Origin of the sequence: Thermophilibacter immobilis, from assembly GCF_015277515.1 — a bacterium.
Classification (GTDB): Bacteria; Actinomycetota; Coriobacteriia; order Coriobacteriales; family Atopobiaceae; genus Thermophilibacter; species Thermophilibacter immobilis.
Genome location: NZ_CP063767.1, coordinates 573,582 through 592,132 on the forward strand (window position 1 = coordinate 573,582; position 18,551 = coordinate 592,132).

The 18,551-nt window shown below is 66.9% G+C and carries 13 protein-coding genes; 8 read left to right on the top strand and 5 right to left on the bottom strand.

The window, feature by feature from the left end; all coding sequences use genetic code 11:
* Positions 1-49: 49 nt before the first annotated feature.
* Entirely contained in the window at positions 50-742 is a 693-nt protein-coding gene (locus tag INP52_RS02575) for an RluA family pseudouridine synthase (RefSeq protein ID WP_194372163.1), read from the top strand.
* A 108-nt stretch (positions 743-850) separates the two neighbouring features.
* Positions 851-2,503, top strand: coding sequence for a 4Fe-4S dicluster domain-containing protein (locus INP52_RS02580; protein ID WP_194372164.1), 1,653 nt, complete (start codon positions 851-853; stop codon positions 2,501-2,503).
* A gap of 181 nt (positions 2,504-2,684) precedes the next feature.
* On the opposite strand, the gene INP52_RS02585 is transcribed toward INP52_RS02580, so the two are convergent.
* Together INP52_RS02585 and INP52_RS02590 are read right to left on the bottom strand one after the other, a co-directional pair.
* Complete coding sequence (locus INP52_RS02585; RefSeq protein ID WP_228478387.1) at positions 2,685-4,283, bottom strand: UDP-glucose--hexose-1-phosphate uridylyltransferase; 1,599 nt, start codon at positions 4,281-4,283, stop codon at positions 2,685-2,687.
* Complete coding sequence (locus INP52_RS02590) at positions 4,274-5,488, bottom strand: galactokinase (RefSeq protein WP_194372166.1); 1,215 nt, start codon at positions 5,486-5,488, stop codon at positions 4,274-4,276. Before INP52_RS02590 ends, INP52_RS02585 begins: the two co-directional genes overlap by 10 nt.
* 501 nt (positions 5,489-5,989) lie before the next feature.
* Between INP52_RS02590 and INP52_RS02595 the strand changes: the two genes are divergently transcribed.
* From INP52_RS02595 to INP52_RS02605, 3 genes are all read left to right on the top strand, one after another.
* The gene (locus tag INP52_RS02595; protein ID WP_194372167.1) at positions 5,990-7,048 is read left to right on the top strand and encodes a nucleoid-associated protein; all 1,059 of its coding nucleotides are present in this window, start codon (positions 5,990-5,992) and stop codon (positions 7,046-7,048) included.
* 267 nt (positions 7,049-7,315) lie between these two features.
* Positions 7,316-8,542 (top strand): coiled-coil domain-containing protein, encoded by a 1,227-nt coding sequence (locus tag INP52_RS02600; protein WP_228478388.1) that lies wholly within the window; start codon positions 7,316-7,318, stop codon positions 8,540-8,542.
* 180 nt (positions 8,543-8,722) lie between these two features.
* On the top strand, positions 8,723-9,643 hold the full coding sequence (locus tag INP52_RS02605) for a polysaccharide deacetylase family protein (RefSeq protein WP_194372168.1): 921 nt from the start codon (positions 8,723-8,725) through the stop codon (positions 9,641-9,643).
* Positions 9,644-9,964: 321 nt separating this feature from the next.
* Here INP52_RS02605 and INP52_RS02610 read toward each other — a convergent pair whose 3' ends face one another.
* From INP52_RS02610 to INP52_RS02620, 3 genes are read right to left on the bottom strand one after another with little or no spacing between them, the layout of a single operon-like run.
* On the bottom strand, positions 9,965-11,773 hold the full coding sequence (locus INP52_RS02610) for an ABC transporter ATP-binding protein (protein WP_194372169.1): 1,809 nt from the start codon (positions 11,771-11,773) through the stop codon (positions 9,965-9,967).
* Positions 11,773-13,995, bottom strand: a complete 2,223-nt coding sequence (locus INP52_RS02615; RefSeq protein WP_194372171.1) for an ABC transporter ATP-binding protein — start codon at positions 13,993-13,995, stop codon at positions 11,773-11,775. Before INP52_RS02615 ends, INP52_RS02610 begins: the two co-directional genes overlap by 1 nt.
* Positions 13,992-14,447 (bottom strand): MarR family winged helix-turn-helix transcriptional regulator, encoded by a 456-nt coding sequence (locus INP52_RS02620; RefSeq protein WP_194372173.1) that lies wholly within the window; start codon positions 14,445-14,447, stop codon positions 13,992-13,994. Before INP52_RS02620 ends, INP52_RS02615 begins: the two co-directional genes overlap by 4 nt.
* A gap of 221 nt (positions 14,448-14,668) precedes the next feature.
* Here INP52_RS02620 and INP52_RS02625 point away from each other — a divergent pair, with 221 nt between their 5' ends.
* The 3 genes from INP52_RS02625 (at position 14,669) to INP52_RS02635 (ending at position 18,522) form a co-directional block, all read left to right on the top strand.
* Entirely contained in the window at positions 14,669-15,451 is a 783-nt protein-coding gene (locus INP52_RS02625; RefSeq protein WP_194372175.1) for a TetR family transcriptional regulator, read from the top strand.
* Between the two features lie 77 nt (positions 15,452-15,528).
* Entirely contained in the window at positions 15,529-16,197 is a 669-nt protein-coding gene (locus INP52_RS02630; protein ID WP_194372177.1) for an ABC transporter ATP-binding protein, read from the top strand.
* Positions 16,198-16,206: 9 nt separating this feature from the next.
* Entirely contained in the window at positions 16,207-18,522 is a 2,316-nt protein-coding gene (locus INP52_RS02635; RefSeq protein ID WP_194372179.1) for an ABC transporter permease, read from the top strand.
* The last annotated feature ends 29 nt before the right edge of the window (positions 18,523-18,551 follow it).

An 18,551-nucleotide genomic window follows, 5' to 3' on the forward strand; every position in this document is an offset into this window, starting at 1 on the left:
GGTAGGAGGGGGAAAACGGCCGATGAGCGGTGAACCTTACGATAATCTTATGCGTGACGCATCAGACGTCCATCTCCCTATCGTCTTTGAGGATGAGGTCCTGCTCGCCGTGGACAAGCCGGCGGGCCTCATCGTGCATGCAGACGGCACCGGGGCTCCCACGCTCACGGACCTCGTCGAGGACCACCTCGGTGCGTGCGGCCACACGAACGCGCGGGGGCAGGCCGTCCAGCGCCTGGACGCCCCGACCACGGGGCTCGTGCTCTTTTCGCTGGACAAGGCCACTCAGCCGCTCCTTGACGCGCAGGTGGCGGGCCATACGATGCGCAAGCGCTACCTCGCCGTGGTCGCGGGGCGCACTGCGTGGGAGAGCCGGGTCGTGGATGCTCCCATGGGCAGGGACCGTCACGACTCCCGGCGCATGCGCGTCTGCCGCCCGGGGCAGGGCAAGCCGGCCCAGACTCGCGTGCGCCGCCTCGCCGCCGCGGGAGGGCGCACGCTGCTCGTGGTGGAGCTGGGAAGCGGGCGGCGTCACCAGATTCGCGTGCACCTAGCCTCGCTGGGCTTTCCGATCGTGGGCGACGTCCTGTACGGCGGTGCTCGCTCGAAGGAGGGTCTGCTCCTGCACGCGTACGCGGAGGAGCTCGACCATCCCGTGTCCGGCGAGCGCCTGCGGCTGCATACCGTCTGGCCCGCGCGGCTCGGCTCGTGGCCGGGCGCCGAGAGGCTTCTCGGAAGCTGAGGCATTGCCCGCCCGCGCTCGCCATCCCTCTTTGCGCGATACTAGACACCTGAGAGCGCTCCTGAGGGGGGAGCGTCCGAGAGCTCAGCAAGCCGGAGAGGGGACCCGATGGCCGACACCATGCGTGGCGTCTACACCAACCTGACCGAGATTCGTCGCAACGTCTTCGCCGAGGTGGCCAAGATCGCCTACGCGCAGGGCGCAGCCGCCAGGGTCGCCGAGGGCACGGAGCAGAGCGCGGCCGTCCACGCCGACGCCGCCCGCCAGATGGATGAGCTTCCCTACCAGATCATCCCCGGTGACGTGGCCACCTACCGCGAGAGCGTGTTTCTGGAGCGCGCCATCGTGGGCGAGCGCATCCGCCTGGCCATGGGCCTGCCGCTCCAGGGCGTCGACCGGCCCCAGAGCCTGGCCGACGGGCTGGAGTCGGCCTCGGTCGCCGAGACCTACTACCAGCCGCCCCTGGTGAACGTCATCAAGTTCGCCTGCAACGCGTGCGAGGACAACACCTATCGCGTATGCAACGCCTGCCAGGGCTGCCTCGCCCACCCCTGCCGCGAGATCTGCCCCAAGGGCGCGATCTCGTTCGTGGACAAGAAGGCCCATATCGACCAGGAGAAGTGCATCCACTGCGGCATGTGCGCGAAGGTCTGCCCCTATCGCGCGATCCTGCATCACATGCGCCCCTGCGCCGAGGCCTGCGGCATGCACGCCATCGGCTCCGACAAGCAGGGCCGTGCCGAGATTGATTACGAGAAGTGCGTCTCCTGCGGGCAGTGCCTCATCAACTGCCCCTTTGGGGCCATTGCCGACAAGAGCCAGATCTACCAGGTCATCCAGGCCGTAAATGCCGGTGACGAGGTCATCGCCGAGGTCGCGCCCGCGTTCGTGGGACAGTTCGGCGGCAGGGGCAACGTGGACAAGCTGCGTCAGGCCTTCACCGGGCTCGGCTTCACGGGCATGGAGGAGGTGGCCATAGGCGCCGACCTCTGCACCGTCCAGGAGGCTGACGACTTTCTCGCCGAGGTGCCCGATAAGATCCCGTTCATGGGCACGTCGTGCTGCCCCGCCTGGTCGGTCATGGCCAAGAAGGAGTTTCCCGACCAGGCCGACTGCATCTCGATGGCCCTCACGCCCATGACGCTCACCGCCCGCCTCATCCGCAGAAGCCACCCCCATGCCAAGATCGTCTTTGTGGGACCCTGCTCGGCCAAGAAGCTCGAGGCCATGCGCAGCTCCGTGCGCTCCGAGGTCGACTTCGTCCTCACGTTCGAGGAGATGGCGGGTATGATGCGGGCGCGCGACATCGACTACGCCAAGCTGGCGGGGGAGGGCTCGAGCGACTTCGAGGTCGCCTCGGCTGCCGGGCGTGGCTTTGCGGTCTCGGGAGGGGTGGCCAGCGCGGTGGTCGGCGCGATCCACCGCAGCCAACCCGAGCTCGAGGTCAACGTGGTGAACGCGGAGGGCCTCGAGGAGTGCCGCAAGATGATGAAGGACGCCGTCAGGGGAAAGTACCCCGGCTACCTGCTTGAGGGCATGGCCTGTCCGGGCGGCTGCGTCGCGGGGGCGGGCACCCTACAGTCCATCACCAAGACTGCGGCCGCCGTTAAGCGCTACGCCAAGAAGTCCTCGCGCGTCGACGCGACGGAGAACGCCTACCGCTCCCTGATTCCCGAGCTGGAACGCGACGCCGACGGCAGGAAGGCCATGGGCAAAAACGAGATCATCGAGGTCCGAGAGGCTATGTCCCCGAGGGAGTAAGGCGGTGCGGGGTGCCCCGGGTTCTTCTCGCCTTTGATACGGGGCCGTCTCTAAAGGCTTCTGGAGGGGCCGCCAACAGGCAAAACGCCGAGACGAGAATGCCCTCGGGGCCTCGCCGGAGTCCGTTGCATCAAAGGCGCGCCCCAATCCTGTGGTGTGCCGCCGCCGGAGTGCCGCCTCCCTAGAGCGTCGCCAGGAACCGGTCGAGCGCGGCGCGCCCGTCGTCGTTCCACTTGAAGACCCCGGCGTCCTCGAGGACGTGACCAAAGACCTGGCCCGTCTCGTCGCGCAGGATGGTCTGGGCGTTCTCCTCGGAGAGCTCGGGGTGCGCCGCGGCGACCTCGCGGGCCCAGGGGGCGTGCGAGGCGCAGAGCGGGTCGGACTCCAGGGCGTCGAGGTCGTCCGCGAGCAGGTGCGCACGTACGGCCGCGAGCTCGTCGACCAGGCGTGGCGGCAGGATGGCGAGGCCCATGACCTCGATGAGGCCGATGTTCTCCTTCTTGATGTGGTGCCACTGAGCGTGCGGGTGGAACACGCCGAGCGGGTGCTCCTCGCTCGTGATGTTGCAGCGCAGGGCCAGATAGGCCTCGTAGAGCTCGCCGCCCACGTGGCCCGCCTCGTCCACGCGACGGATCACGGGGGTCACGGTGTTGTGCGGCGTGCCGTCAGCGCTGTGGGCGCGAACCCCTGCAGCCTCGTCCGACCAGTCATGCCACGCGTCGATCACGTGAACGCAGGCCTCGAGCAGGTCTTCTCGGCGTCCGCTCCTAAGACGTAGCACCGAGAGGGGCCACTGGAGCACGCAGGCCTCCACATCGGGGAACCCCCCCAGCGAGAACCGCTCGGTCACCTTGGCGCGCATCACGGGAAACTCGTGGTCGCCACCCTGGAAGTGGTCGTGCGAGAGGATTGAGCCGCCCACGATGGGCAGGTCGGCGTTGGAGCCGATGAAGTAGTGGGGTAGGAGGTCCACGAAGTCGAAGAGGCAGGCGAGGCTCGCCCGGTCGATGTGCATGGGCCGGTGGTGCGCGCTCATGACGATGCAGTGCTCGTTGAAGTAGGCGTAGGGGCTGTACTGCAGGCCGTAGCGCTCGCCGTCGAGCTTCACGGGCACGATGCGCAGGTTCTGACGTGCGGGATGCGCGCCTCCCGCCGCCGCGGCTCCGCGCCCGGGATAGCCCTCGTTCTCGATGCAGAGCTGGCAGGCGGGGTACCTCTCGCCAGCGTCGCGCGCCTGCCCGGCGGCCGCTATGTCGCGCGGGTCCTTCTCGGGCTTTGAGAGGTTGATGGTGATCTGGAGGTCTCCCCAGTGCGTGGGGGTGTTCCAGGCGATGTTTCTGGCGATGGCCGCGCGTCGCACGTAGCCAGCGTCGCAGCAGAGCCGATAGAACCAGCTCGTCGCCGCGCGCGGATCCTGCTCGCGGCAGAGCTCGTCGAAGCGCGCCGCCACCTGGGAGGGCCGCGGCGTGAGCACGCCCATCATGCGCATGGCCGCGCGGTCGCGCCCGCTCGCCGTGTCCTCGGCACGGCCCGCTTCCACGGACGCCTCGGCGAGGCGGGAGAGCGTGGCCTCGAGGTCGAGGGGAGCGCCGGCATCGACGCCGGCGGAGGCGTTCTTGTTGACATTCTCCGCAAGCACCCAGGAAGCGTCCGGCCCGGGCCCCGCGACGCCCACGGCCTCGAGCGCGGCGTTGTAGGCCCACAGGCGGTCGGACCAGTCGACGAGGCCCGCGCGCGCGGCGTAGTCCACGAGCGCGCAGAGGTCCTTCTCTAGAGCCACTGCGCCCACGCTCCCCGCTCCTCGATGCGATAGCCCCGGCACGCGCCCTCGCCGAGCCACGCGTTCATGCGCTCGCGGAACTCGTCCACGAGCTCGAGCGGGACGAAGCACTGGATGGATCCACCGAAGCCTCCGCCGTGGATGCGCGCGGCGCCGCGGCCCGTGAGCACGTGCTCCGCGAGCCCCAGCGCGATCATGGCCGGCTGGAAGGCGCCGCCGGCGGAGACGTTTTGCAGGAACATGCCCGAGCTCGCGCCCGAGTTGCGGGTGAGCCTGACAAACGCGTCGATGTCGGCCGCGTTGAGGGCGTCCCAGCGCTGGTCCACGAGGCCGTTCTCATACCAGTAGTGGATGGCGCGCAGGACCGCGCGGTCACCGAGCGTACGGCGCAGCTCGCCCACGCGCTCGTCGAAGGCCTTCTCGTCCACCTCGCAGAGGCGCTTCTTGCCAAACTGCTCGGCCACCTGCTGCATCTCGACGGGCATCAGGGCGTAGTCGGCCGTGAAGGGCGCGTGGTCGCAGCCCACGTCCACGAGGCACAGGGAGTAGCCGGCCGCGTCGAAGTCAAAGTCGAGCTTGGCCGTTTGCGGAAAGGCCGGGTCCTCGAAGTCCATGAACGCGAGGCCGCCCAGGCAGATCGCGAGCTGGTCCATGAGGCCGCAGGGCTTGCCGAACCAGGTGTTCTCCGTGCGCTGGGACATCTGCGCAAGAGCGGTCGCGTCCACGGCCTCGCCGGGCCACAGCGCCTCCATCACGCGGCCGAGCAGGGCCTCCACGGCAGCGGAGGAGGAAAGCCCCCCACCTGCGGGGATGGTGCTCGTCGTGGCCAGGTCGAAGCCGGCGCTCACCCGCCCGGTCTGGGCCAGCTGGGCTGCCATGCCGCGGGCGAGCCCGGCGGTGCTCACGTGCTCGTCCTCGCGTGCGGAGAGGTCGTCGAGCGAGATCTCGAAGGCGGGGAAGTCCCTGTCCACCATGCGAATAAGGTTCGTGTTATTGGGGGAGGCGATGCCTGCGATGCCCACGTCAAGGGCCCCGGCGATGACATGGCCACCCTCGTGGTCGGTGTGGTTGCCGGCGATCTCCGAGCGCCCGGGCGCATGGGCCGCGAGCGCACGCCGGCCCTCGAGGGGTCCGTAGTGCTCCTCGAACAAGGCGCGGGCCTCGGCGAGCTGATCTGAGTAGAGTTCTGATGACGTAGTGCTCATGACCTGTCCCTATCCCCGTGGGCGGATTGTTCGCGTTCAGTATAGACGTGGACGCGACGTGATTCCTATCAGAACAGAAACGAATCGAGTCAGGCGAGAATTGCGGGCGCTCGGGGTCGAAGGCGAGTGGCCAAAGACTTGGGCAGGCTCGAATGAGTGAGGAGGTCGCACCTGTATGGTCCCCTGCCCTCCTCGTCTCCGACCTCGCCTCGGTTTTGCCTTCACGATCGAGGCGAGTTTTTGATGCTCTTCTCGTCTGAGGCGATGGCCAACTGGAAAAACGCTGCAACGAGAAGCCCTGGGGATGCCCTATGAGGCGATTTTCTCGCATCTGTATCAAAAATGCGCCCCAATCATGTGGAGAGGAGCAGAGCAGACCGGAGCACGGCGCACCGGAGCACAACGGAGGCCGCCCCGTCACCTTCCGCCGCGCGCCGCCGATCGCCTGTGGGGTAAGCTATGCACCCGTCTACCGTTTGCCCGCGCGAGAAAAGGGAGCCTATGCTCAGGGTCAGCCAGGCCATCCTGCACGTCTTCGACTTTGAGGCGGGCTCCACGTTCTTCTCGGAGCGTCCGCTGGACCTGTCGGAGCGCCCTACGCGCTCCTACGTCCAGCGCCACCTGCGCAAGATCTCCTCCAACGCCGAGAGCCGGCACGGCTCCTTCGCCCCTGGCTCCAACTTCGCGACCGAGCTCGCGAGCTACTTCGCCGGCGTCCGCGAGTTCGTGGAGTTCTCGGTCGAGATCGCGCAGTGGTTCTGGGAGGAGCTCAGGCGCACCGAGGACCTCGAGCAGTGCGACCTTCTGATCGCGGACTTCACGGACACCGACGAGGGGGCGTCCGACGCCTCCTCCACCAAGGACGAGCTCGACGCGGTCTTCGACGGTCCGGTCGGCCGACGCTTCTTCGCCATCCTCCTTCTGCCGCGCAAGCAGACCTTCGCGCACGAGGTGGACGGGGAGGCCAACGACATCTGCCGCCAGGACTCCACGCTGCCCAACCCCTCCCAGAAGGTCGACTCCTACGTGCTCGTGGACGCCGAGACCCGCGCGATCGACTTTCACGACAAGGAACGCTCCCTGGGCGGCACCAAGACGATGGTGATTCCCGAGAAGTTCCTCCAGTGCAGCTCCGAGGCGTCGAGCCACGAGGTGATCGACGAGGTCAACGTCATCGTCCGCGACGTGGCCGAGGAGTATGGCCTCACGCCGGCCGTCGAGGTCTCGCGCGCCAAGGCGGTTGTGGCCCGGCACGCCGACGTCGATGAGGCGTTCGCGCCGGTCGAGGTGGGCCACGAGGTCTTCCGCGACCGCCCCGACGTCCAGCGGCGCTACGAGGAGCGCGTCCATGCCGCGGCCCTGCCCGAGGAGGCCCCCGTGCGCCGCGGCGTGGCCAACCGCCTGGCCAGGAGCCACCGCATCCGCACGGACACGGGTATCGAGATCACGTTTCCCTCGGAGCTTGCCGAGAAGCCCGGCTATCTCGACTTTGAGACCGGCGCGGACGGCCGCATCTCCATCACCATCGGAAACGTCGCCAAGATCGAGAACCGCTCGTAGAACGGCGACGGCGGCCGGGGTGCTGCTCGCATGGTTCTTCTCGCGAGCCTGCCGTGGCGCACAAAAAGAACTTTCCTTTGAAGGCAAACCGTGCACCATGGCAGGCTCGGCAGCGGGCGAGGCCTTTGTCGCAGCCCCTACGAGCGCGTCTTCGTGCTTGCGCCCGCCGCTCGCCCTTTCATGGACGTGTTCATCTCGTGGCAGCGGGCTTTTCAAGCTAGAATCAGGCATGCGTGTCCGCACCCTAATCGTACCCAAGGAGATGCCATGTCCCAGAAGCACGTTCTTTTGAGTGATGCCGGGATGTCGCCGCGAGGCGTCACGCGCCGTGACGCTCTGAGACTCTTCATCGGCGCCGGGATCTGTGCCACGTTCTTCCCCTCCGTGGCCCTGGCAACGAGCACCCAGGAGCAGCTCGACGCCGCTCAGATGAGCTATGACGAGGCGCAGGCCGCCCTCGACCAGATCAACCAGGAGTACGCCACGATCGCCGGGCAGCTCTCGCAGACGCAGGCCCAGGTGGTCGACGTCTCGGGTCAGATTGACCAGAAGCAGGCCGACATCGACGACAAGCAGGCCGAGATCGACACCAAGCAGGCCGAGATCGACACCAAGCAGGAGGTCCTCGGCGAGCGCATGAGCTCGGCCTACAAGTCCGGCCCCCAGTCGACCCTCGACATGATCCTCTCCTCGGCCACCTTCGAGGAGCTCACGAGCAACATCTACTACCTCGACAAGGTCAGCGAGTCCGACCGCCAGATGATCGACGAGGTCAGGACCCTCAAGGCCCAGCTCGAGGACGAGAAGTCCGCCCTCGAGGACGAGAAGTCCGCCCTCGAGTCCCAGAAGTCCGACCTTGAGACCCTCCAGACGCAGCAGCAGGACCAGCTCTCCCAGTCTCAGTCCAAGCAGATCGAGGCCGAGACCCTCGTGGGCGGCCTGTCCTCAGACGTCCAGGAGCTCATGGGCCAGCGCGACGCCGAGCTGGCCGCCGCGCAGCAGGCCGCCGAGGAGGCGCGCCAGCAGGCGAGGGCGAACAGCAACTCCGGCGGTGGCTCGGGGGGCGGCTCTAACGCGGGGGGCGGCTCCGGCTCGGGAGGCGGAAGCACGCCCACGGGTTCGGGCTCCCTGTCGGCCATGGTCAGCGCCGCGTACTCCACGTCGTCCCCGGGCTCGGGCCTGTGTGCCGCCTGGGTCACCAACGTCTTCCGCAACGCCGGGGTGGGCTACTTTGGCGGCAACGCCTGCGACATGTACTACTCGTGGTGTGGTACCTCGACGGGAAATATCCAGCCTGGCATGATCATCGCCGTACCCACCGCACCGTTCAGCCCAGCGGCCATACTCTATGGTCACGTGGGCATCTACCTGGGCGGCGGCACGGTGCGCGAGAACCTGAGCGGAACCGTTCAGAGCGTGAGCCTGGGCAGCTGGGTCAGTCGCTACAGTGCTACGTCGCTCTGCGGCTGGCTGGGCGGCGTCGCCCTCTCGTAGCTCCCGGTCAACCAAGCGTCTCAGGGGACCCGCCGAGCCTGTGCCCGGCGGGTCTCTTTTGGCCTTACAGTAGCGTTAGGCTTCCTTTCGAAACCCCGTGCGTCAGAGCGCCGCGAGCTGCCGTACAATGTCAGCAGGGCTTCAGATATCGGGTGTGGGCCTCAGATGAGGGTGCGAAGAGTGGAACAGCTAAACGGACAGCGTCCAAGTGCACATGACCAGCAGCATCGCGCTCGTGGTCTGATTATCGCCGCGGCGGTGCTCGTCGTGGCGCTTTTGGGAGGCGCGGGTCTCCTGTGGTCCCTGGTCGCGCATGCGAGTGGCTCTGCGGCACCGTCCGACGACTCCGACACGCCCACCCTGCTCGACGCGGACGCGCCCGCTGAGCCCGAGCTTCCGGCCAACGACGAGCGCGCGGCCGAGTTGGCGTACGACCCCGATCGCCAGACGGACTGGTCCTATCAGAGCAACGGTCAGAAGGTCGTCTACCTCACCTTTGACGACGGCCCCTCCGAGAACACCGAGAAGGTCCTCGACATCCTGGACCAGTACGGGATCAACGCCACCTTCTTCGTGACGGGCAACGACCCTGACTATCGCGGCTCGATCAGGGACGCCTACGAGCGCGGCAACACGATCGGCATGCACACGATGACGCACGACTACAAGACGGTCTATGCCTCCGAGGACGCTTATTTCTCGGACCTCGACCAGGTCGCCCAGGTGGTGAAGGACGAAATTGGCTACGTGCCGTACCTCGTGCGCTTTCCCGGTGGCTCGTCCAACACGGTCTCGGCCAACTACAGCCCCGGTCTCATGACGACGCTTTCCGAGGACGTTCCTGCGCGCGGCTACCAGTACTACGACTGGAACGTGAGCTCGGGCGACGCCGCCGGCAACAACGTGGCCGTCGACACGATCGTGAACTCGTCGTGCGTGGAGGGCTACACCAACATCATGCTGCTCTGCCACGACTCGAACACCAAGGCGACCACGGCCGAGGCGCTGCCGCGCATCATCCAGTACTACCTGGACAACGGCTACACCTTCGCGCCCATCGACCGCAGTTCGTTCGTGGTCCATCACAAGGTGGGCAACTAGCTCGAGCACGGGCTGGCGCGCGTCGTTCATGAGGCGAGGGCCCCTGAGGGGCCGAACAAGGCGCTTTTGGACCAAAGAGGGACTTGTCAATAGATTTTCTCGAACAGGTTGAGTAGTAGAAATTTCCGCAAGCTCTCTAGCTGGTCCTTTGTCACTCGCAAGACGCTCACTACTTGGCCTGCTCGCAGAAATCTATTGACAAGTCCCCTTTCGTCTTCTGAGTCCCGTTTTCCGCCTCGTACGGGTGCGTTTTGCCGCCAGCAAGACGCCCCCGACGGCTGCAAGGCCGCTGGGGGCGTCATCGTGCGAGGAGCGCCGCTCCTACGCCACGGCGTCCTCGTCGAACTGCGAGTTGTAGAGCTCCGCGTAGAAGCCGCCCGTGGCCAGGAGCTCCTCGTGCGTGCCCTTCTCGACGATGTCGCCGTCACGCAGCACCAAGATCACGTCGGCGTTTCTGATGGTGGAGAGCCGGTGCGCGATGACGAAGCTCGTGCGGCCGACCATGAGCGCGTCCATGGCTCGCTGGATGAGCTCCTCGGTGCGCGTGTCCACGTTGGAGGTGGCCTCGTCGAGGATGAGCGCCGGACGGTCGGCCAGCACGGCGCGCGCGATGGTCACGAGCTGGCGCTGCCCCTGGGAGAGGTTGGTCCCCTCCTCGTTGATCATGAAGTCGTAGCCGCCGGCCAGGGTGTGGATGAAGTGGTCACAGCGTGCCGCCTTGGCCGCGGCCTCGACCTCCTCGTCGGTGGCGTCGGGACGACCGTAGCGGATGTTCTCGCGGATCGTGTCGTTGAAGAGCCACGTGTCCTGGAGCACCATGGCGAACTCTGCGCGCAGCTCGGTTCGGTCCCAGTCGCGCACGTCGATGTCGTCGACCCTGATCGAGCCGGCGTCCACGTCGTAGAAGCGCTGGATCAGCTTGATGAGCGTGGTCTTTCCGGCGCCGGTGGGGCCCACGATGGCCACGGTCTGGCCCGGCTCGGCCACGCACGAGAAATCGTGAATGATGGTCTTGTCGGGCAGGTAGCCAAAGCGCACGTGGTCAAACTCCACGTGGCCCTCGCGCACGGCGGGAAGCTGCGGCGTGGCGGTCTCCTCCTCCTCGGGCGCGGCGAGAAACTCGAAGACGCGCTCGGTGGCGGCCGCCATGGACTGCATCGTGTTGGAGACGTTGGAGAGCTGCTGGATGGGCTGCGTGAAGTTGCGGACGTACTGGATGAAGCTCTGGATGTCGCCGGGGGTGGCCGCGCCGGCCAGCGCGAGCTGGGCCCCCACGACGATGACGCCCACGTAGCCCATGTTGCCCACGAGGCTCATGAGCGGCATCATCAGCCCCGAGAGGAACTGGCTTTTCCATCCGCTCGTGAAGAGGCGGTCGTTTTGGGCCTCGAAGGCGGCGACGGCGGCCTCGGAGCGATCGAAGACCTGGATGACGCCCTGCCCGGCGAAGTCCTCCTCGACGATGCCGTTGACCGTGCCCAGAACCTGCTGCTGCTCGCGGAAGTACTTCTGCGAGAAGCGCACCACGACGAGCACGATGACCACCGAGACGGGCAGGGTGAGCACGGTGACGCCCGTGAGCGTCAGGCTGATGGAGAGCATCATCACGAGCACGCCGACGAGCTGCGTGACGGAGGTGATGAGCTGCGTGATCGACTGATTGAGCGACTGCCCGAGCGTGTCCACGTCGTTGGTGATGCGGCTGAGCACGTCGCCCTTGCTGTGTCCGTTGAAGTAAGAGAGCGGGATGACGGCGATCTTCTCGGAGATCTCCTGGCGCATCTGGAAGCAGATCTTCTGCGTGACGCCGGTCATGAGCCAGCCCTGGATGAGATTGCACGCGGAGCTGGCAAGGTAGAGGCCCAGAAGGCCCAGGAGCGTGGCCCCGATCCAAGCGAAGTCGACCGTGCCGGTGCCCGCGACCGTGGCCACGAGCCCCTCGTAGAGCTTCGTGGTGACCGAGCCCAGGACCTTGGGTCCCACGATGTTGAAGATGACCGAGCAGATGGCGAAGGCGATGCCAAAGAACACCGCGACCTTGTGCTGTCCCACATAGCCGAGGAGCCTCACCATGGTGCCCTTGAAGTCCTTGGCCTTCTCGGTGGAACGCTTGCCCCTTGGTCCTGGCATCAGCGCTCACCTCCCTTCTCGGTCGCCGCAATCTCTTCTTCGGTGAGACCGAGCTCGGCGGCGGAGAGCTGGCTCTGGGCGATCTCGAGGTAGGTCGGGCAGTGGCGCAGCAGCTCCTCGTGCGTGCCGCGTCCCACGACCGCGCCCTCGTCGAGCACGAGGATCTCGTCGGCGTGCATGATCGTGGCGATGCGCTGGGCCACCACGACGAGCGCGGCGTCGGTTACGCTGCGGGCCAGCTCCTCGCGCAGGCGGGCGTCGGTAGCGTAGTCGAGCGCGGAGAAGGAGTCGTCAAAGACGATGACCTCGGGGTGCTTGGCAAGGGCACGGGCGATCGCGAGGCGCTGGCGCTGGCCTCCGGAGACGTTGGAGCCGCCCTGGCTAATGGGGGAGGCGTACGCGCCGTCGCGCTCCTCGATGAAGTCTGTGGCCTGGGCGACGCGCGCGGCCTCGCGCATGGTGTCATCGGTGATGTCGTCTCCGGCGAACTTGAGGTTGGACTCGACGGTGCCCGAGAAGAGCATGCCCTGCTGCGGGATGTAGCCGACGCGCCGACGCAGCTCCGAGAGCCGCATGTCGCGCACGTCGACGCCGTCGAGCTGGACGGAGCCTCCCGTGGCGTCGTAGAGGCGCGGAATGAGCTGGACGAGCGTGGACTTGCCGGAGCCGGTCGAGCCGATGATGCCGAGCATCTGACCGGCGTGCGTGGTGAACGAGACGTCAGAGATCACGTCCTCGCTGGCGTCGGGGTACTGGAAGCCTACGCCCCTGAAGCTGAGCTCGCCCCTCGGGGCGTCTGTGGCCGGGAGCTTGGGGCGCTCCGGGTCGCGCACGGAGATCGGGCAGGTAATGACCTCTTCGATGCGCTCGGCGGCCACCTCGGCGCGCGGGAGCATGACCGAGACCATCGTGAGGATCATGAAGGCCATGACGATCTGCATCGTGTAGGAGATGAAGGCCATCATGTCGCCGACCTGCATCACGCCGTCGCTCACGCCATGGGCCCCGAACCACACGATCAGAACCGTGACGCTGTTCATGACGAGCATCATGAGCGGCATCATGAAGGACATCGCACGGTTGGTGAAGAGCTGCGTCTGCATGAGGTCGCGGCTCGCGTCGCCGAAGCGCTCGAGCTCGTGGTCCTGGCGGCCAAAGGCGCGAATCGGCATGATGCCGTCGAGCATCTCGCGGGCCACGAGGTTCACGCGGTCCACGTAGCGCTGCATGCGCTTGAACTTGGGCATGGTGAGGCCCATGAGCACGCCCACGACGATGCTGACCGCCACGACGGCCACGCCGATGGTCCACTCGAGGCCCGTCGAGGTGGCGACCACGCGCGTGACGGCGACCACGCCCGTGATCGGCGCCATGAGAACCATGCGCATGAAAAGGGTCGTGGCCATCTGGACCTGCTGAATGTCATTGGTGCAACGGGTGATGAGCGACGCCTGGCTGAACTTGTTGATCTCGGCCGGCGAGAACTGCATGACGCGCTCGAACGCGTCATGGCGCAGGTCACGAGCTATGCCGGAGGCGGTGCGGGAGGCGATGGCCCCCACGGTCACGGTGGCGACCAGGCTCACCAGGCACAGGCTGAACATGAGGGTCGCCATGGAGCCGAGGTAGGCGTTCTGCACGTTCGCGAGGTCGATGCCCTGGGCCTCGTACTCCTGGCTCACGTAGCTCACGGCGCGCTGCTCGACGAGCGAGCCGCCCATGGAGCCCATCTGATCGCTCATGGACTGCGCGGAGCTCACGAGCTGGTCGGAGGACACGAGGCCGGAGGACACGGCCGCGCGCACGTCGTCGAGGTCGAGGGTGCCGGACATGCCATTGCCGAGCGTGGAGGCGTCGACGCCCTGATCGAGCGCGAGCACGACGGTCTCCGGCAGGCTTAGGGCGCCGGCGAGCGCGCCGCCTTTGACCCTCTCGTCGGCGGTGCCCTGGTAGGAGCGCACGCCGTTCGCATTGGCCGCTCCGAAGTGGCTCTCCACGAGGGCGGCGTCGGAGCCGCTCATGAAGAGCTCGAGGTCAGCCAGGGAGGTCGCGCGAATCGTGTCGGGGACGGGCGAGGCGATGCCGCCCTGCTGAATGCCTACGTCCACGATCTCGCTCATGTAGGTGGGGAGCGCGAGGTCGGCGTTGGACTGCACGATGAGCAGCACCAGGACGGCGAGAAGTGCGACGAGGTGGTTCTTGAAGAGCCTTATTATTTTCATATGACCTGGGTTTCCTTCTGCTCGCGAGCCCCGATGATGGTGCACGATTTGCGTAGGATGCGGACGAGCTCCCTCGAGTCCTCTTTTCCGAGCTTGCTAAGAAAGCTGATAAGGAGCTGGTTACGTTGGGCCTCGCGCTGCTGGCAGATGTCCTCGCCCTTCTCTGTGAGGCTGACCGTGACACGCCGCCGGTCGATGAGGGAGTGCTGGCGGGTGACCCAGTGCTTCTTCTCGAGGGAGCGCAGGATGTTGGCGACCCGTGCGCTCGAGACGTGCAACGTCGCAGCGAGCTCACTGGGCATCAGGGAGCCCCCGGCTCTGCTGAGGGTCCACATCACGGCCGTCTCCCCATGTAAGGAGTTGCGCGCCACGGGCGTGAGGCGGTGGCCGAGGCGATCGAGGCTCTCGAAGAGCTCGTGGGCAAGGGTTGCGTAGGGTTCGGCATCCTCCATTAGATTCCCTAACAGTAGAAGCTATTTACCATGTTAGATAGTTTCCCACTGCGCGGCGTCCCAAACCGAGCTGTCCGCACTTTTCACCGAGCGTGCGCAATTGGATACGTCAAAAGGAGGATGGTCCAGGTGTTACGGTGAGTTTACTTTTCAGCGGCACGAGACTATGCTCAGTATAGTAATGCTGTTACTTAGGTGAGACGCGGCATCGAGGTGATCAGGTGACGAGAAGGGCCGGCGCGAATGCCGACGAGACCAGGGTGCGTCTGACGCACGCCGCCTCGTCCGAGTTTCTCGACCGTGGCTTCGAGGGGTCGTCCCTGCGACGCATCTGTGCTGCGGCGGGCGTGACCACCGGTGCCCTGTACTGCTTCTTTGAGAGCAAGGAGGACCTGTTCAACAAGGTCGTTGGCCCGACCATGGAGCTCATTCGCTCTGTCATCGACGCCCACTACGCCAAGGAGCGCAGCTTGATGGCCTTTGAGCGCAGCGTGCGCATCGGCGAGGAGATTCCCTCCACCCAGGCGAACGTGAACCTCTACGACGACGACCTCGACGCCATCCGGAGCATGGTCCGCATCATGTTCGAGCATCGCGAGGTCGTCCGCCTCGTGCTGGCCAGCCGAGAGAGGCCGCTCGTGGCCACGTTCTTCGGGGAGCTCGCCAGCCTCATCGAGGGCCAGACCGTCTGCCTCCTTGACTTCTGGGACCCACGCCTGCGCACTACAAGGGCCTTTGGGCCGTCGGTCGTCCGCTGGTCCTCCCTCCAGCAGGTGAACATGGTGCTGTATGTCTTCGACAGCGCCACCGAGGCCGGCGAGGCCACCGAGCTCGCGGTGCAGCTCGCCACCGCCATCGAGGCCTCGTTCTATACTCTGCTCGATCGCGCGTGCCGGGAGATTGGCATCGAGGGGAGCCCCGAGCAGGCCTTCATGGAGGTGCGGGCGCAGTGGCCCGGCGGGACGGGCCTTCCACCGATCTACGAGGATCTTGCCACGACATAGACAACAAAGGACCCTCGGGTCCTTTTTTAATAGCAAACAAATAACAACGTTACTTAACAAGGAGAAGAGGAGACCAGATGCCAGAGATGGAACAGGCCACGCAGGGCACCGCATTCGTGAAGGTACAGGACGTGAAGAAGGTCTACGGGGCAGGCGGGGCGCTCACCCAGGCCCTGCGCGGGGCGACCCTCGAGGTGCCCCAGGGCGAGGTCTGCGTGATCTTGGGGGCTTCGGGGTCGGGCAAGTCCACGCTGCTCAACATCATCGGCGGCCTGGAGCCGGCCGATGCCGGGGGCGTGTCCGTGGGGGAGTGGGACCTCACCGACAAGGGCCAGCGCGAGCTCGTGGAGTACCGCCGCAGCATGCTCGGCTTCGTGTTCCAGAGCTACAACCTCATCGGCAACCTGACGGTGCGCGAGAACGTCGCGGTCTGCCGCTACCTCTCCGCTGACCCGCTCGACGAGGGGGCGCTGCTCGACGCCTGCGGCCTCGCGGGGCTCGAGCGCCGCTATCCCCCGCAGCTCTCCGGCGGCCAGCAGCAGCGCGTCTCCATCGCGCGGGCGCTCATCAAGAACCCGCCGCTCCTGCTCTGCGACGAGCCCACCGGCGCGCTCGACTCAACCACGGCCAAGGACGTGCTCGCGCTCATCGAGCGGGTGAACCGGCGCTGGGGCACCACGGTGCTCATGGTCACGCACAACGAGGACATCGCGCGGATGGCCCATCTGGTCGCCCGGCTGTGGTAGGTGGTCGCGATGCAGGCGATCCTTCTCCGTCACGCCCTGCGCGAGCTGCGCGCGCACGCCGCGCGCTACGTCTCGCTGCCGGCGCTGACGATCCTCGCCACCTACCTGGTGGTGTCCATCCTGGCGGCGGCGCAGTCCGTCATCGCCACCACCACGGGCGCAGCGGCGAGAAACGCCCTCGAGGACGGCCAGTTCACCCTCGCGCGCACGCTCACGGACGAGGAGCGAGACGAGCTCGTGGACGCCGGCGTGAGCGTGGAGGCCGAGCCCTCACTCGACTTCACGGTGAGAAACGCTGCCGGCACCGACGCCACCTTGCGCCTGCTCGCCAACCGCACGGACATCGACCGGGTGGACGTGGCGGCCGGCCGCGCGGCCCAGGGCGCGGACGAGGCGCTCGTCGAGCGACGCTACGCCGAGGTCAACGGCATCAACGCGGGCGACACGCTCGAGCTGGGCGGCCGCACGCTCACGGTCGTGGGTATTGGCATCTCTCCCGACTACGAGCTGTGCGTGCGCGAGCCCTCCGACGCCTACGCGGAGGCCTCCGCCTTTGGCACCATCTTCGTGACGAGCCAGACCTACGACGAGCTGCGCGACGCGGGCGCGGCCAGCACCGCCGAGACGCTCACCTACGCCTACCGCTTCGATGCGAGCGAGGCGACGCTACCCGCCCGCGACCAGGTCACGACCAATGCGGACCTGCGCGTCTGGCTGCGCGACCACGTGGGTGCCGCGCTCAGCGGGTTCATGACCGCCCAGGACAACCCGCGCGTCCTCGCGGCGGCCGACGACGTCTCCATCAACGTTCGCGTGAGCCTCTTCGCGGGCGTGATCGTGTTCGCCCTCGTTGCCTACGCAGTCTCGGTGTTCGTGGCGCACACGGTGGAGTCCGAGAGGCGCTCGATCGGAACGCTGCGCGCCCTCGGCGTGAGCTCCGCGCAGCTCGTGGTGGCCTACGCGCTTCTCGCCACGCTGATGTGCCTGGCGGGCGGTATCATCGGCACGGCTCTGGGCTACTCGGGACCCGGCATGTCGATGACGACGGACTCGACCACGGGGTACTACTCGGTTCCCAACCTCCAGACGGCCTACGTGCCCTGGGTCGTCGCCCATGGCCTGGCGATGCCGCCGGCCATCGCGCTCGTGGTGAACGTCATCGCCCTGAGGCGGCTCCTGAGCCCGCCGGTGCTGGCACTTCTGGGCGACGGCCCCGCGCGTGCGGGCGAGGGGTCGTCTCGTCGCCGCGCCCCGCGCGGGCGCGCGGACCGGATCGAGCGCGCGGGATTCTTCCGCGCCTTCCAGCTGGCCCAGCTCTCCCGTGACCGGCGCGGCGTCCTGGCCGTCCTGGGGGGACTCTTCGTGAGCCTGCTCGTCCTCGTGCTCTCCCTCGACTGCCTCGTGCTGGCGAGCAGCGCCAAGACCATCACCGCGGACACGATCACCTACGAGCGGATGTACCTGCTGAGCGACAGCTCCGCGAAGCTGCCGGACGACGCCGAGCCCGCCTTTGTCCGGGGCTTCACCACGACGGTGGACGGCTACTCGATGGACGTTTCCGTGATCGGCATCGAGGACGCAAACCCCTACTTCCCGGCCGTGGACGACCTGCACGCCGACGAGGTGAACGTGGGCAGCATCACGGCGCAGAAGCTCGGGCTCGCCCCCGGGGACGACTTCTACCTCACCGACGCGGCGACCGGCTCGAGCTACCGCCTCACGGTGCGCGACGTGGTGGACTACGACTCCGGTCTCGTCTGCTTCATGGGCGCCGCGGGCATGCGTGAGCTCTTTGGAATGCCCGCGGGCTATGCCAACGTGGCCTACGCCGCGCACCCGCTCGACCTTGACGCGGACGCGGTCTTCTCGACCACCACCCGGGACAACCTGCTCTCTGCCGTTGACGCCGTCTCCGAACAGATGGGGCCCATGGTCGCGACCCTCATGAGCGCCTCGGTGGCCATCGCCCTCGTGGTGCTCTACCAGATGACCAAGGTCATGGTGGACCGCTCGAGTCAGGGGATCGCCCTGATGCGCGTCTTTGGGTACCGCGCCCGCGAGGTGCGCCGCCTCTACCTCAACGGCTCGCTCGCCCTCGTGGCGCTGACCACGCCCGTGCTCATCGTGGCCGCCAAGGCCGTGATCGACGCGGCCTACCCGAGCTTCATCGCCAACGTGGTCATACCGTTCAACGTGGCGTGGCCAGCATGGCTCTACGCGGTCGTCTACGCAGGCGTGCTCGTGGCGTACCTGCTCGTGCGCACCCTGCTCGTGCGGCACGTGAACAGCGTGTCCCCGCGCGAGGTGCTGGGCGCGGACGCGTAGGAGGGGCGAGGTGCGACGACGACCCTTGG

Excerpts from the sequence above, each read along its gene's own strand:
- INP52_RS02575 (WP_194372163.1), top strand. The coding sequence starts at position 50 with ATGCGTGACGCATCAGACGTCCATCTCCCTATCGTCTTTGAGGATGAG.
- INP52_RS02580 (WP_194372164.1), top strand. The coding sequence starts at position 851 with ATGGCCGACACCATGCGTGGCGTCTACACCAACCTGACCGAGATTCGT.
- INP52_RS02590 (WP_194372166.1), bottom strand. The coding sequence starts at position 5,488 with ATGAGCACTACGTCATCAGAACTCTACTCAGATCAGCTCGCCGAGGCC.
- INP52_RS02595 (WP_194372167.1), top strand. The coding sequence starts at position 5,990 with ATGCTCAGGGTCAGCCAGGCCATCCTGCACGTCTTCGACTTTGAGGCG.
- INP52_RS02600 (WP_228478388.1), top strand. The coding sequence starts at position 7,316 with ATGTCCCAGAAGCACGTTCTTTTGAGTGATGCCGGGATGTCGCCGCGA.
- INP52_RS02610 (WP_194372169.1), bottom strand. The coding sequence starts at position 11,773 with ATGCCAGGACCAAGGGGCAAGCGTTCCACCGAGAAGGCCAAGGACTTC.
- INP52_RS02615 (WP_194372171.1), bottom strand. The coding sequence starts at position 13,995 with ATGAAAATAATAAGGCTCTTCAAGAACCACCTCGTCGCACTTCTCGCC.
- INP52_RS02620 (WP_194372173.1), bottom strand. The coding sequence starts at position 14,447 with ATGGAGGATGCCGAACCCTACGCAACCCTTGCCCACGAGCTCTTCGAG.
- INP52_RS02630 (WP_194372177.1), top strand. The coding sequence starts at position 15,529 with ATGCCAGAGATGGAACAGGCCACGCAGGGCACCGCATTCGTGAAGGTA.
- INP52_RS02635 (WP_194372179.1), top strand. The coding sequence starts at position 16,207 with ATGCAGGCGATCCTTCTCCGTCACGCCCTGCGCGAGCTGCGCGCGCAC.